A 14,608-nucleotide genomic window follows, 5' to 3' on the forward strand; every position below is an offset into this window, starting at 1 on the left:
GCCACCGCGCCGACCCCCTCGGACGTGCACATTCCCCTAAAACGGGCAGTGCCCCGGGATCCGTGGAGGGATCCCGGGGCACCGGACGCTTCGATGGGGCCGACCCGGCCCGCGAGCGGTCAGAAGTCGCGCTTCTCCTTGATGCGGGCCGCCTTGCCGCGCAGGTTGCGCAGGTAGTACAGCTTGGCGCGGCGGACGTCACCGCGGATCGCGACCTCGAGCTTCTCGATGTGCGGGCTGTTGATCGGCCAGGTGCGCTCGACGCCGTAGCCGCCCTTGCTGATCTTGCGGACGGTGAAGGTCTCGCGGGAACCGCCGCCCTGGCGCCGGATCACCACGCCCTCGAAGACCTGGACACGGGTGACCTTGCCCTCGGTGATGCGCGCGTGCACGCGCACCGTGTCACCGGGGCGGAAGTCCGGGACGTCGCTCCGCAGAGCGGCCTTCTCGATCTCCTGGATCAGTGGGTGCATGACAGCGGTTCCTCAGTCGTGTAGAACGCGGACGTCGAGAGGCCCCGGTCTGGCTGCGTGGGGGGCGTCGCTCCGCGCGAATGGATCTTGCTTGAAGTCTGCGCGCCGCGCGTCACGAGCACACGGCGACGCTCTAGTTTGCCATATCTTCGCCGTGCTCCGGAAAGCCGGCGTCGGCGAGGACCTTGCGATCATGCTTGTCGAGCGTGCCGGGGTCGAGGCGTCCGAGCAGTTCGGGGCGGTGCTCGGCGGTCCGGCGGAGCGCCTGGTCACGCCGCCAGCGGGCGATCGCGCCGTGGTTCCCCGACAGCAGGATCTCCGGGACGGCCCGGTCCCGCCAGACCGGCGGCTTGGTGTAGACGGGGCCCTCCAGGAGCGACTCCATGGCGCCGGGCGCGAACGAGTCGTCGGTGACGGACTCGGCGTTGCCGAGGACGCCCGGGATGAGCCGTCCGATGGCCTCGACCATCACCAGGACGGCGACCTCGCCGCCCGCCAGCACGAAGTCGCCGAGGCTGACCTCGGACACCGGCATGCGGGTGGCGGCCTCGGCGACGACCCGGGAGTCGATGCCCTCGTAGCGGCCGCAGGCGAACAGCAGCCGCTCCTCGGCGGCCATCTCGGCGGCCATGGCCTGGGTGAACGGACGCCCGGACGGGGTCGGCACCACCAGCCGGGGCGCCGGGCCGTCCGGCGGGGCGACGGCGTCCAGGGCCTCGCCCCACGGCTCGGGCTTCATGACCATGCCGGGGCCGCCGCCGTAGGGGGTGTCGTCCACGGTGCGGTGCCGGTCGTGGGTCCAGGAGCGCAGGTCGTGGACGTGGACGTCGAGCAGCCCGGTGCGGCGGGCCTTGCCGATCAGCGAGACGTCCAGGGGGGCGAAGTAGTCGGGGAAGATGCTGATGATGTCGAGTCGCATCGGGGGGTCAGTCCTCGTCCAGCAGTCCGGCGGGCGGGTCGATGACCAGGCGGCCGCCCGCCACGTCCACCTCGGGGACGATCGCGGCGACGAACGGCACCAGCAGCTCCCCGCGCCCGCCGCCGGCGCGGCGGACGACCAGCAGGTCCTGGCCGTGGTGGCGGACCTCGGTGACCTCGCCCACGTCCGTGCCGTCCACGGTCCGGACGGCGAGGCCGACGAGCTGCGCGTCGTGGAAGTCGTCGGGGTCGTCGGACTCGGGGATGTCGTCGGCGTCCACGACCAGCCAGGTGCCGCGCAGGGCGTCGGCGTCGTCGCGGCCGGTCACGCCCGCGAACCGGACGAGCAGCTTCCCGGAGTGCCAGCGGATCTGCTCGACGGTCAGCGGACCGGCCCCTTCGGGGTCGGTGGCGATCTCGGTGCCCGGCGCGAACCGCAGCTCCGGGTCGTCGGTCCGCACGTCCACGGTGCTGTCGCCGCGGACGCCGTGCGCACGCCCGATCCGGCCGATGACGATCCGTTCGGCCACGAGCCGTCCCTTCCAGCGAATGATCAATGAAACGAAAACGCCGCGCCGCGGTCCCGCCGCCGACGCGTCCGGGTCCAGCCTGCCGGCCGGATGCCCGTGCCCGGGACGACCGCGCAGCGCGGTCGCCCTTCCAGCCATGATCCCATTCCGGCCCGCCCGCGGAGGTGATCACACCCCCGAGCGAGGTGAAGGGCGGTGAGGGAGCCGTGCCGGAGTTCGGTCCGGCGGATGAAACGCTCCGAGCCGCCGCGTCGGCTGGCGACGTGGCGGCTCGGATCGTGGTCGGGCCCGCGAGCGGGCCCTGGTGACGTCCTTCCCCGTGATGGGGCAGGTACCGCCGTCACTCGGACGGCGGTGAAGCGGACTCCCGGGTCGGGGGCGCCAAGGCATGGCCTCGGCGCGCCCGGCCGGGCGGACGGCGGACCGTCCGCGGCGGGGAGCCCTCGCGCCCGAGCCTTACGGGGTCAGCGGACCTCGTTGACGTCGAGCAGGTCCACGCGCACGTAGCGGCCTCCGGAGAGGGCGCTGATGACCGTGCGCAGGGCCTTGGCGGTGCGACCGCTGCGGCCGATGACCTTGCCGAGGTCGTCGGGGTGCACACGCACCTCCAGGACCCGGCCGCCCCTGATGCGGCGGGCGCGGACCCGGACGTCGTCCGGGTTCTCCACGATCCCGCGCACCAGGTGCTCGAGCGCTTCTTCGAGCACGTCAGTCCTCGCTCTTGACTTCGGTCTCGGCGGAGTCGGCCTCGGACTTCTTGGCCTCGGCCTTCTTCTTCGGCTTGGCGGCCGGGGCGGCGGCCTCGACGTCGCCCATCGACTCCTTGACGGCGGCCTCGAAGACGGCCTTCTTGTCCGGCTTCGGCTCGGCCTTGCGGAGGGTGCCCTCGGCACCCGCCTCGCCCTTGAACTTCTGCCAGTCGCCGGTGACCTTGAGCAGGTTCAGCACCGGCTCGGTCGGCTGCGCGCCGACGCCCAGCCAGTACTGCGCGCGCTCGGAGTCGATCTCGATGAGCGACGGCTCCTGCTTGGGCTGGTAGAGGCCGATCTCCTCGATGGCCCGACCGTCCCGCTTGGTGCGGGAGTCGGCGACGACGATCCGGTACTGCGGGTTCCGGATCTTCCCCAGACGCTTGAGCTTGATCTTGACTGCCACGGGTGTGGTGTTCTCCAGACTTGGTACAGGTGAACTTGGCCGCACCAGGTGGGGACACCGGCGACCGGCCAGCTCTGTGGACTCCGGACGCGCGAGACGAGAGAGGGCGCCAGCGCGATTCCGGGTTTCCAGCCTGCCATTCTGCCAGACGTTCGCGGAAAAAGCGCAATCGGACGATGACACGCGGCCACTCGGTGGGCAAAGCCCGTCCGACCTGCGCGAACGTTCCCCGCAGAACGAACATCCGGGCCGTCCGGGCCGCGGCGTCGAACGGCCCTGGAAATACGGAGAATCGGCGCGCACCGACATCCGCGACCATGAACCGCCCATGCGTCCGCACACCAGCACTCCCACGCCGACCTGGCGGCACGCGATGTGAATCCGGTCGCACGCCTGGCGGGTGGACGCTCCCGTGTGATCCGAACGGCGCACGCCGCCCTCAGGCGGTATGCGGGCGCGACCAGTGGGACGGCGAACGCCGCGGCCCGTGGGACGGGACGCGGCGTTCGGGGCCGAGCGGGTTACTTCTTCTTGCCGCCGCCCAGGTCGCCCAGGTCGGGCATCTGGAAGCCGGGCGGGAGCTGCTTGGCGAGGCCGGGCGGGAGCTGGCCGCCGAGGCCCGGCGGCAGGCCCTGGGGCATCGCGTCGGCGGGCTCGTCGGCGGACTGCTTGCCGAGGGCGCGCTTGCGCGGGTCGCCGCTGCGCTGCTTGCCCTTCTTCTTGGCCGCCTTCTGGGCCTGCTTGGCGCGGCGGCGTCCGGGCATGCCCGGGAAGCCCATGTTGCCGGCCATCGCGCGGACCATCTTCTGCGCGTCGAAGAACCGGGTGACCAGGCTGGAGACCTCGCCGACCTGGACGCCGGAGCCCTTGGCGATACGGGCCCGGCGCGAGCCGTTGATGATCTTGGGGTTGGAGCGCTCCTCCGGCGTCATCGAGCGGATGATCGCGGCGACCCGGTCCAGGTCCTTGTCGTCGATCTGGGAGATCTGGTCCCGGACCTGGCCCATGCCGGGCATCATGCCGAGCAGGTTGCCGATCGGCCCGAGCTTGCGGATCATCATCATCTGCTCGAGGAAGTCCTCGAGCGTGAAGTCCTCGCCGGACGCGAACTTGGTCGTCATCTTCTCGGCCTGCTGGGCGTCGAACGCCTGCTCGGCCTGCTCGATCAGGGTGAGGATGTCACCCATGTCGAGGATGCGCCCGGCCATCCGGTCCGGGTGGAAGACGCTGAAGTCGTCCAGCTTCTCGCCGGTGGACGCGAACATGATCGGGCGGCCGGTGATGTGCCGCACCGACAGGGCCGCGCCGCCGCGCGCGTCGCCGTCGAGCTTGGTGAGGACGACCCCGTCGAAGCCGACGCCGTCCATGAACGCCTGCGCGGTGTTCACCGCGTCCTGGCCGACCATGGCGTCGACGACGAAGAGGATCTCGTCCGGCGTGACGGCGTCGCGGATGTCGATGGCCTGCTGCATCATCTCCGCGTCCACGCCGAGGCGGCCCGCGGTGTCGATGATGACCATGTCGTGCTGGGCGTGCCGGGCCTGCTCGATGGAGCGGCGCGCCACGTCCACCGGGTCGCCGACGCCGGAGCCGGGCTCGGGGGCGAAGACCTGCACGCCGGCCCGCTCGCCGACGACCTGCAGCTGCTGGACGGCGTTGGGGCGCTGGAGGTCGGCCGCGACCAGCAGGGGCGCGTGCCCCTCCTTCTTCAGGTGCCGGGCGAGCTTGCCCGCGAGGGTGGTCTTTCCGGCGCCCTGCAGACCCGCGAGCATGATCACGGTCGGCGGGTTCTTGGCCAGGTTCAGCCGCCGGGTCTCGCCGCCGAGGATGCCGATGAGCTCCTCGTTGACGATCTTGACGACCTGCTGCGCCGGGTTGAGCGCCTGGGAGACCTCGGTGCTCGCGGCCCGTTCCTTGATCCGCGCGATGAAGTCCTTCACCACCGGCAGCGCCACGTCGGCTTCCAGCAGCGCGACGCGGATCTCGCGGGCCGTCGCGTTGATGTCGGCCTCGGAGAGCCGGCCCTTGCTGCGCAGCGACGAGAAAACCGTCGTCAACCGGTCGGAGAGCGTCTCGAACACGTGTGGACCCGTCCTTGGAAAGCTTCGTGGGATCGCCTATCAGACTATCGGGTCATGCGCCGGGTCCCGCCCCGTCCGCTTCTCCGCCTCGTCCCGGCTTGTGACGATCAGCCGAGGGACTCCAGGACGTGGTCGCGGACGGCCTCGGCGGACTTCCCTAGCGGACGGCCCTCGGCGTCCACGACGTAGAAGGCGTCGACCGCCTCGGCGCCCAGGGTGTCCACGCGTGCCGCGACCACCTGGAGGCCGCATTCGCCGAGCGCCTGGCCGACCCGCCACAGCAGGCCGGGCCGGTCGTGGGCGCGGACCTCCACGACGGTCGCGGTCGCCGAGGCGTCCGGGACGATCGTGACGCGCGGCGGCGGGACGGACGCGCCCGGCCGGATCCGGACGGACCTCGCCCGACGTTCGAGCCGCTCCGCGACGTCGAGCCGGTCGGCCAGCATGCGGCGCAGATCGGACTCCAGCACGGCCGGATCGGGCGGCTCACCGAATTCGGGGACGGCCGTGAAATCGAGCACAGCGGTGGCGGTCCGTTGCGCGCCCGGCTCCGGACCACTCGCGGCGTGGCCCGCGGACGGTTCGGGGGTGATGGCGGAGACGGTCCGGGCGGTTCGGACGGCGAGGCGGTGCAGGGCGAGGACACCTGCGGCCCGCCATAGCAGCCCCGGACGGTCGGGCGCGGTGATCGTGATCCGGGCGCCCTGCACGCGGACGGCGGCGCCGTCGTGCCTGGCCAGCGCCAGGGTGTTCGGTCCGAGGGCGGGGGCGGGCGGCAGCGTTCCTCCGGCGAGCGACGTCAGGGCGCGATGGGCCAGATCGGCGACGAGGCGGGCCTTCCAAGGGCCCCAGGCGGCGGGACCGGTCGCCTGGCCGTCCGCGATGGCGAGCGCGGCGAGGAGTTCGAGGACGTCCCGTTCACGCCCCGGGGCCCCGGGAACGGCGACGGCGTCCAGGACCGTCTCGATCGTCCTCGGGTCGTCGAGGTCGCGGCGGGTGGCGGTCTCGGGGAGCAGCAGGTGCCGCCGGACGACGGTCTCCAGCACCGCCGCGTCGTCCGGCGGGAAGCCCATCCGGGTGGCGGCGTCGCGCGCGACGACCGCCCCGCAGGCCGAGTGGTCGCCCGGCCAGCCCTTGCCGATGTCGTGCAGCAGCGCGCCGGCCAGCAGCAGGTCGGGACGGGCCACCTCGCGGGTCAGCGCGGCCGCTCCGGCGGCCGTCTCGATCAAGTGCCGGTCCACGGTGAAGCGGTGGACCGGGTTGCGCTGCGGCCGGTTCCGGACACGCTCCCAGTCGGGCAGCAGCCGGACGATGAGCCCCGCTTGGTCGAGTGCCTCCCAGACGCCGATCGCGGCCGGACCCGCGCCGAGCAGCGAGATCAACGCGTCGCGGGCCTCCCGAGGCCACGGCGCACCGGGCAGGGCGGCGTTCTCGGCGAGCGTCTCCACGGTCGCGGGTGCGAGGGGCAGGCCGTTCTGCGCGGCCGCCGCGGCGACGCGGAGCGTCAGCGCGGGGTCCTTCAGGTCGGCGTGGCGGGCGAGAACGACCTCGCCGTCCTGCTCGACCGCGCCGTCCCCGACGGGTCGCCTCCGGGCGCTGGGGCGTCCGGTGCGCCGCCGGACGAACCGGTCCACGCGCCGCCAGAGCTGGTCGTCGGCGTGGGTGATCGTCCGGGCGGCTCCGGCGACCGCGCGCAGCAGCACGTCGGCGTCGAGCATGCCGAGGGCCGCGGCGACGGCCTCCTGCTCCTGGAGGACGAGCCGGTCGGACGGCCGCCCGGTGGCCGCGTGCAGCGCGTGCCGGACGTCCAGCAGCAGGTCGTGGGCGGCGCGGACCCGGCCGTCCGGGGCGGGCGCGACCCAGGACGCGGCGACGGCGTTCATGACCTGCACGTCGCGGAGCCCGCCGTGGGCCTCCTTCAGGTCGCCTTCCAGCAGGAACGCGAGCTCGCCCTGCGCCCGCCGGCGTTCGCGGCTCAGCTCGCCGAGCTCGGCCAGCCGACGCGGGGCGTCCGCGCGCCAGTCGGCGAGGATGGTCAACCGCAGCTCCTCCACGAGCGTGATGTCGCCCGCGATGCGCCGAGGGGCGAGGAGCCCCAGCGTCGCCTTCATGTCGTCCCGCGCGACGGTCCGTGCCTCCTGGACGGTCCGGACGGAGTGGTCGAGCCGCGGTCCCTCGTCCCAGATCGGATACCAGATCCGTTCCGCGATCTCGGCCACGTCGGGGCGGCCCCGGTGCAGCAGGACCAGGTCGAGGTCGCCGCCGGGCGTCAGCTCGCGGCGCGCGTGGCTGCCGACGGCGACCAGCGCCACATCCGGGGGCATCGTGTGGAGGCCGGATCCGTTCCCGGGGAGGTCCGCGGGTGTGCCGGTGGCGGCGTCGAAGAGGGCGGTCAGGCGGCGGTCGAGGTCCGCCGCCCGGTCGGCTCGGGCGGCGGCCAGAGCCGACCGGGCGCGCGAGCCCGGCTCCGGCCCCGCCCCCGCCCTCACATCGCGGACGGGGGCCGTGGGCTCGGGTGGCTGGCCGGGCACGGTCGCCGCCTACAGGGCGTCCGGGCCGGTCTCGCCGGTGCGGACGCGGACGACCGTGTCCACCGGGACGGCCCAGACCTTGCCGTCGCCGATCTTCTCGGTGCGCGCGGCCTTGACGATGACGTCGATGATGTCGTGCGCGTCCTCGTCGTCCACCAGGACCTCGACGCGGAGCTTCGGAACGAGGTCCACCTTGTACTCGGCTCCCCGGTAGACCTCCGTGTGGCCCTTCTGGCGGCCGAAGCCGCTGGCCTCGCTGACCGTGAGGCCCTGGACGCCGAACGCCTCGAGGGCCGCCTTGATCTCGTCGAGCTTGAACGGCTTGATGACCGCGGTGATGAGCTTCACTGCTGGGCCTCCACCTTCGTCTCGGCGGACGGGCCGCCGGCGGGAACGGAACCGGGCGCCGCGGCGACGGGGCCGGGTACCGCGGATGCGTGGCCGGTGCGGACGGAGCCGCCGCCGGCCGGAGCGAGATCGTAGGCGGTCTCCGCGTGCGCGGTGAGGTCCACGCCGGTCGCCTCGTCCTCCTCGTCGATCCGGAAGCCCATCGTCTTGTCGATCACGGTGCCGATGACCCACGCCATCGCGAACGAGTACAGGCCGATCACCACCGGGCCGAGCACCTGCAGGCCGAGCTGGTGCGGGCCGCCGCCGTAGAGCAGCCCCTTGTGCTGCGAGGACAGCGCCGGGTAGGCGGACAGGAAGCCCAGCGAGACCGCGCCGACCGCGCCGCCGACCAGGTGCACGCCGACCACGTCGAGGGAGTCGTCGTAGCCGAGCCGGTACTTCAGGCCGATCGCATAGGCGCAGACAACGCCCGCCACCAGGCCGAGGACCACCGAGGCCCACGGGTCGATGAAGCCGCACGCCGGGGTGATCGCGACGAGCCCCGCGACCGCGCCGGACGCCGCGCCCAGTGTCGTGGCGTGGCCGTCCCGCAGCTTCTCGACGACCAGCCAGGCTCCGGCGGCGACCGCGGTCGCGATCTGGGTGTTCATGAACGCCAGGCCGGTGGTGGTGTCGACGCCGATCTCCGAGCCCGCGTTGAAGCCGAACCAGCCGAACCACAGGATCGCGACGCCGAGCAGGACGAACGGCAGGTTGTGCGGACGCATCGGCTCCTTCGGCCAGCCGCGCCTGCGGCCGAGGACGATCGCCAGCGCGAGGCCCGCCGAACCGGCGTTGACGTGCACGACCGTCCCGCCCGCGAAGTCCTCGATGCCGAGCTTGTTCAGCCAGCCGGTGCCCCACACCCAGTGCGCGACCGGGAAGTACACCAGCGAGGCCCACACCACCGTGAACGTCATCCACGCGCCGAACTTCGCGCGGTCGGCGATCGCGCCGCTGATCAGCGCGACCGTGATGATCGCGAAGGTGAGCTGGAAGGCCGAGTAGACCAGCAGCGGGATGTTGTGGTCGGGACTGGTCCCCTGCTGGATCGCGGTGGCCGTGCCCTTCAGCCCGACCGCGTCGAACCCGCCGAGGACCTTGTTGACGAGCGAGCTGCCGTTGTCGGTGAAGGCGACCGAGTGGCCGAAGAGCACCCACAGGACCGTCACGCTGATGATGCTGCCGAACGACATCATCATCATGTTCAGCACGCTCTTGGCCCGGGTCATGCCGCCGTAGAAGAACGCCAGCCCGGGTGTCATGAACAGCACCAGCGCCGTGGCGGCCAGCATCCAGGCCGTCGCGCCTGTATCGATCTTCATCGCGGAAGGTGCCTCCTCGACCCCGGGAACGTGAACTGGCAAAAGATTCCGGCGTGGCCGTTTCGCCTGTTCGGCTCCCGTGTTTCGAGGGTGTGAAACCCCTTCCCGGCGTGTTGCGCCGGTGTTTCGAAAACCTCACCGGCTGCCCGGATCGGACAGGAAAGTGGCGCTCGAACGCGAGGTGTTTCCATAGGAAAAGGCCCCACCGGTCGGAGAACCGGTGGGGCCCTGGGCCGTTCTGGAGGTCGGTCAGTCGCCGAGGATGGCGTCCACGAACGCTCCCGGCTCGAACGGGGCGAGGTCGTCGGGACCCTCGCCGAGGCCGACGAGCTTGACCGGGACACCCAGCTCGCGCTGCACCTGCACGACGATGCCGCCCTTGGCGGTGCCGTCCAGCTTGGTCAGCACGACGCCGGTGATGTTGACGACCTCGGCGAACACGCGCGCCTGCTGCATGCCGTTCTGGCCGGTGGTGGCGTCCAGCACGAGCAGCACCTCGTCGACCGCGGCCTGCTTCTCCACAACCCGCTTGACCTTGCCGAGCTCGTCCATCAGCCCGGTCTTGGTGTGCAGGCGGCCCGCGGTGTCGATGATCACCGTGTCGACCTTGGTGTCGATGCCGCGCTTGACCGCGTCGAAGGCGACCGACGCGGGGTCGGCGCCCTCGTCCTTGCGGACGACCTGGGCGCCGACGCGCTCGCCCCAGGTCTGCAGCTGGTCCGCGGCGGCCGCGCGGAAGGTGTCGGCCGCGCCGAGCACCACGGTCTTGCCGTCGCCGACCAGGACGCGGGCGAGCTTGCCGGTGGTGGTGGTCTTGCCGGTGCCGTTGACCCCGACGACCATCAGCACGGCGGGCTTGTCGCCGTGCCGCTCGGTGCGCAGGTGGCGGTCGAGGTCCGGGCCGATCTGCTTGACCAGCTCCTCGCGCAGCAGGGCGCGGACCTCGGCGGGCGTGCGGCTGCCGAGGACCTGGACGCGGGTGCGCAGGTCGTCGGTGATCTGCCGGGCGACCGCGACGCCGATGTCGGCGCCGATCAGGGTGTCCTCGATCTCGTCCCACGCGTCGTCGTCGAGGTGGTCGCGCGACAGCAGGCCGAGCAGCGTCTTGCCGAAGGTGTTCTGGGACCGGGCGAGCCGGGCGCGCAGCCGGACCAGGCGGCCCGCCGACGGCGGCGGGACCTCGATCTCCGGCTTGGGCGGGGCGGTGGGCGTCGGCGGGGCCCGTTCCACCGGCGGAGCGGCCTGATCCTCCTCCGGCGGCGCGGTGGTGGTCGCGCCGGGCCGGATGTCGGGCCGCTCCGCTGGTTCGACGGGAGCTTGGGGCTTGCGGCGGCCGGGCCGCAAGAACATCACGCCGCCCACGATCAACGCGAGGACGGCCAGCCCGGCGATGAGGATCACATATTCCATAGCGGGTCCAGTTTTCCAGACGGCCGCCGATGCCCCGTACCCCAGCGCCACGGACGCGCCGGTGGAGGCCGCCTCCGGCCGCCGGCTCCCGGGAGGCCGCGTCCCTTGGCCAACGGAGTCGGAACGTCGGTCGGCGGCCCCTCGAAGGCCAGGCCCGCTGGGGCTGTCAGCGGCGGTACATGCGGATCCAGTCGACCTGGAAGGTGGCCGGAGCGTTCCACCCGATGCCCCGGGCGGTGTGCCGAGCGTCATGGGGGAACCAGTCGAGCTGGATGGTCTGCCCCATCGGCCCGCGCGGTATCGCGGCGCGGCGCGTGGTGTGGAACCAGCGCCGGCCGTCCACGAAGCCGCTGACCCATGTCGCCGTCCACTCGACGGCGAACGCGTGCCAGCGCGTCATGTCCGTACGGACCTGGCCGACCAACTGGTTGTCCCTGCGCAGGGGCCCGTAGTGCAAGAAGAACTTGGCCTTCTGGCGGGTGCCGTCGTCGGCGACCTCCAGCCAGTCCACCTCACCGCCGCCACCCCGGGGTGCCGCTCCCCCACGCGCGTGCGTAGGCCACAGCAGCAGGACGGGGTGGTAGGCGGCGTTGGCACGGGACATCCGGACGCGCGCCTCCCAACGGCCGGTCCGCTGCGCGCCGCGCTTCCAGGCCACGCCGCCGGTCGTGCCGTTCGACCGGCCGGTGATCGTGAGGACGCCCTTGCGGACGCTCACCGCGCGCGGGCTGCGGTGTCCCGCTCCGCCCTGGCCCGGCCCGTTGTAGACCTCCCAGGAGCGGCGGTCGAGGCGTCCGGAGCGGAAGTCGTCGGAGGCGGTCGGCCTGCCCCAGTGGAACCGCGCGGCGGCGGTGGGCTGGGGGCGCGGCCGTTTGCGCGGACGCCCCTTCTTATGCCCGCGGGCGTGTCCGCCGTGCGCGGCGGCCCGCCGATGATGATGGTGACGGTGGTGCTGCCAGTCGTGCAGCGGGAAGATCCGCATGTCGCGAAATGTGAGCCGTCCGGCCGCGTCCCGCACGCCCCGGCCCGTCGTCCCGTGGGACGCCATTCCGGCCGGCGCGATGAGGCTGACCGGGACGAGGACGGCGATGATCAGGGGTCTGAGCCGTGTGGGCACCCTGGAACGCTACGAAGAACGGCTTAGATCGCGCCTCCCCCGATTCCTCGATTCTCGGGAAAGAAAGCCATCCGGAGGTAAAGCCCGCCGAGATCCCCGGAGCCCGGCTAGACGGGCGCGACCCGAGGCTCGGGCTCGTCCCGGACGAGGCGCTGGCTGATCACCTGGGTGACGCCGTCGCCGCGCATCGACACGCCGTAGAGGGCGTCCGCGCCCTCCATCGTCCGCTTCTGGTGGGTGATGACGATCAGCTGGGACGACTCGCGCAGCTCCTCGAACACCGTGATCAGCCGCTGCGTGTTGGTGTCGTCGAGCGCCGCCTCCACCTCGTCCAGCACGTAGAACGGCGACGGGCGGGCCTTGAAGACCGCGACGAGGAACGCGATCGCCACCAGCGACCGCTCGCCGCCCGACAGCAGCGACAGCCGCTTGACCTTCTTGCCCGGCGGACGCGCCGCGACCTCGACGCCGGTGGTGAGCATGTCGTCCGGCTCGGTGAGCGACAGGCTGCCCTCGCCGCCGGGGAACAGCCGGGCGAAGATCCGCTCGAACTCGCGCGCGGTGTCGGCGTAGGCGGACCCGAACACCTGCTGCACCCGGTCGTCCACCTCCTTCACGACGAGCAGGAGGTCCCGGCGGGTCTTCTTGAGGTCCTCCAGCTGCGAGGTCAGGAACGCGTGCCGCTCCTCCAGCGCCGCGAACTCCTCCAGCGCGAGCGGGTTGATCTTACCGAGCTGGTTCAGCTCCCGCTCGGCCTTCTTCGCGCGCTTCTCCTGCGTCGTCCGCTCGTACGGAACGGGCTGGGCGTCCTCGGGCGCCTCCGGGCCGGGCGGGACGGGCTGGTCCGGGCCGTACTCGCCGACCAGCGCGTCGATCTCCAGGCCGAACTCCTCCAGCGCGCGCTGCTCCATCTGCTCCAGCCGCAGGCGCTGCTCGGCGCGCGCGACCTCGTTGCCGTGCACGACGTTGACCAGCCGCTCCAGCATGGACGACAGCTCGCGCACCTGCGTGCGGATCACCCGCAGCTCGGACTCGCGGGCGGCGCGCGCCTCCTCCGCCGCCTCGCGCTGCGTCACAGCCGAGGCGAGCGACTGCTCCAGCCGGGCCAGCGCGGTCAGCGAGCCCCGGTGCACCGCCTCGGCGATCTTGGCCTGCTGCTCCCGGCGGGCCCGGCGGCGGGCGGCGCGGGCGCGCTCCTCGCGCTCGCGGCGCGCCCCGCGTTCGAGGGCGTCGGCGCGCCCGGCGATGGCCTGCACGCGCTCCTCGGCCGTGCGCACCGACAGCCGCGCCTCCATCTCGGCCGACCGGAGCTGCTGCACCCGCGCGGCCAGCTCGTCGCGGACGGAGGTGTCCTCGCCCGCCTCGTCGGCGACGTTGGCGGCCTCCTCGGCCTCCTCCAGCCGCATCGCGAGGTCCTCGGCGGCCTCCAGGTCGGCCTCGCGGGACTCGGCGGCGGCGTCCAGCGCCCGGCCGAGCCGCTCGACCTCGCCGCGCGCGGCCCGGACGTCGGCCTCCAGGCGCGCGGCGCGCCTGGCCTCCTGCGCGGCCTGCGACTCGACCTCGCGGACGCGCGCGCGGATGCGGTCGAGCTCCGCCTGCGCCGCGTTGACGCCGCTCTGGGCCTCCCCGACGGCGGCCTGCGCGGCGTCCAGGGCGAGCTGCGCCTGCTGCTCCGCCTCGGTGGCCTCGGCGAGGTCGGCGGCGCCGCGCTCGGCGGCGGACTCCGCGGCGGCGAGGTCGGCGGTCGCCTCGTCCAGCGTGGCGCGCATCTGCAGGATCGACTGCGCGCCGCCCGCGCCGCCGCCCCGTGCCCAGTACGCGCCGACCAGGTCCCCGTCCCGCGTGACGACGCGCAGGGACGGATGTGCCCGGACGAGCTTGGCCGCGGAGGTCACGTCGTCGGCGACCGCGACGTCCCGCAGCAGGAACTCCATCGCGGGACGCACCTCGCCCGGGACGGTCACCGCGTCGATCGCGTAGTCGATGCCCGGGAACCGCTCGACCGCGCCGGCCGGACCGGACGATCCGGACGGGCCGCCGATCAGCAGTCCGGCGCGTCCCGCGTCCTTCGCCCGCAGCAGCGACAGCGCCGCCTCGGCCGTGTCGAGCGAGCCGACCGCGATCGCCTGCGTCGCGTCGCCGAGCGCGGCGGCCACAGCCGTCTCGTACCCCGGACGGACGTTGAGCAGCGAGGCGACCGTGCCGAGCACGCCGTCCAGCCCGGACGCGAGCAGGGCCTCGCCGCCGTCCGCGGCCGACGCCAGCGTCAGGTTCAGCGCCTCGATGCGCGCCTGGAGCGCCGCGACCCGCTTCTGCGCGCCCTGGTCGGCGGACCGCGCGGCGGCCACCGCGGCGCGCGCGTCCTTCAGCGCCTGCCGTGGGAGGTCCACGGCGGCGCGCGCCGTCTCCGCGGTCTCCTTGGCGGCGGCCAGCAGGTCCTGGGCGGACTCGTGCTCGGCGGCGAGCGCCGGGTCCTCGACGACCTCGGCCTCGAACGCCTCGAACTCCTCCTGCGCGGTCGCGGCGCGCTGCTCGGCCTCGGCGCGCGCGGCCGACAGCCGCCCGATCTCCGACTGCCCGGCCTGCGCCTTGCTGCGCAGCGCCTCGACGCGTCCGCGCAGCCGGGCCAGCTCCTCGCGGCGGTCGGCGGCGGCGCGCGCGGCTGACTGCAGGCGGCG

At 73.2% G+C, this 14,608-nt stretch carries 12 protein-coding genes; all 12 read right to left on the reverse strand.

Translation table 11 applies throughout. The features are described 5' to 3' along the window. Window positions 1-119: 119 nt before the first annotated feature. A complete protein-coding gene (rplS, locus tag AB0J52_RS01045) occupies window positions 120-473 on the reverse strand; it encodes a 50S ribosomal protein L19 (protein ID WP_500179502.1) in 354 nt (117 codons plus the stop codon). A 133-nt stretch (window positions 474-606) separates the two neighbouring features. Next, window positions 607-1,392 (reverse strand): tRNA (guanosine(37)-N1)-methyltransferase TrmD, encoded by a 786-nt coding sequence (gene trmD, locus AB0J52_RS01050; RefSeq protein ID WP_500179503.1) that lies wholly within the window; start codon window positions 1,390-1,392, stop codon window positions 607-609. Window positions 1,393-1,399: 7 nt separating this feature from the next. After that, window positions 1,400-1,921 carry a ribosome maturation factor RimM gene (gene rimM / locus AB0J52_RS01055; protein ID WP_500179504.1) on the reverse strand — a complete coding sequence of 174 codons (522 nt, stop codon included), beginning with the start codon at window positions 1,919-1,921 and terminating at the stop codon, window positions 1,400-1,402. A 464-nt stretch (window positions 1,922-2,385) separates the two neighbouring features. Further along, window positions 2,386-2,628 (reverse strand): RNA-binding protein, encoded by a 243-nt coding sequence (locus AB0J52_RS01060; protein ID WP_026414632.1) that lies wholly within the window; start codon window positions 2,626-2,628, stop codon window positions 2,386-2,388. Window position 2,629: 1 nt separating this feature from the next. Beyond that, the gene (gene rpsP, locus AB0J52_RS01065) at window positions 2,630-3,076 is read right to left on the reverse strand and encodes a 30S ribosomal protein S16 (protein ID WP_500179505.1); all 447 of its coding nucleotides are present in this window, start codon (window positions 3,074-3,076) and stop codon (window positions 2,630-2,632) included. A 521-nt stretch (window positions 3,077-3,597) separates the two neighbouring features. Further along, window positions 3,598-5,157: a signal recognition particle protein gene (ffh, locus tag AB0J52_RS01070; protein ID WP_500179506.1), complete on the reverse strand. Its 1,560-nt coding sequence runs from the start codon at window positions 5,155-5,157 to the stop codon at window positions 3,598-3,600. 107 nt (window positions 5,158-5,264) lie between these two features. Continuing rightward, window positions 5,265-7,688 carry a [protein-PII] uridylyltransferase gene (locus AB0J52_RS01075; protein WP_500179507.1) on the reverse strand — a complete coding sequence of 808 codons (2,424 nt, stop codon included), beginning with the start codon at window positions 7,686-7,688 and terminating at the stop codon, window positions 5,265-5,267. A gap of 9 nt (window positions 7,689-7,697) precedes the next feature. Continuing rightward, on the reverse strand, window positions 7,698-8,036 hold the full coding sequence (locus AB0J52_RS01080) for a P-II family nitrogen regulator (protein WP_500179508.1): 339 nt from the start codon (window positions 8,034-8,036) through the stop codon (window positions 7,698-7,700). After that, entirely contained in the window at window positions 8,033-9,403 is a 1,371-nt protein-coding gene (locus AB0J52_RS01085; RefSeq protein WP_500179509.1) for an ammonium transporter, read from the reverse strand. Before AB0J52_RS01085 ends, AB0J52_RS01080 begins: the two co-directional genes overlap by 4 nt. A 249-nt stretch (window positions 9,404-9,652) precedes the next feature. Next, window positions 9,653-10,813, reverse strand: coding sequence for a signal recognition particle-docking protein FtsY (gene ftsY / locus AB0J52_RS01090; RefSeq protein ID WP_500179510.1), 1,161 nt, complete (start codon window positions 10,811-10,813; stop codon window positions 9,653-9,655). A gap of 166 nt (window positions 10,814-10,979) precedes the next feature. Next, complete coding sequence (locus AB0J52_RS01095) at window positions 10,980-11,930, reverse strand: glycoside hydrolase family 16 protein (RefSeq protein ID WP_500179511.1); 951 nt, start codon at window positions 11,928-11,930, stop codon at window positions 10,980-10,982. A 107-nt stretch (window positions 11,931-12,037) separates the two neighbouring features. Further along, window positions 12,038-14,608 (reverse strand): SMC hinge domain-related protein (locus AB0J52_RS01100; protein WP_500179512.1); only part of this gene is annotated, 2,571 nt, incomplete at its 5' end.

Origin of the sequence: Spirillospora sp. NPDC049652, assembly GCF_040675125.1 — a bacterium.
Taxonomy (GTDB): Bacteria; Actinomycetota; Actinomycetes; order Streptosporangiales; family Streptosporangiaceae; genus Spirillospora.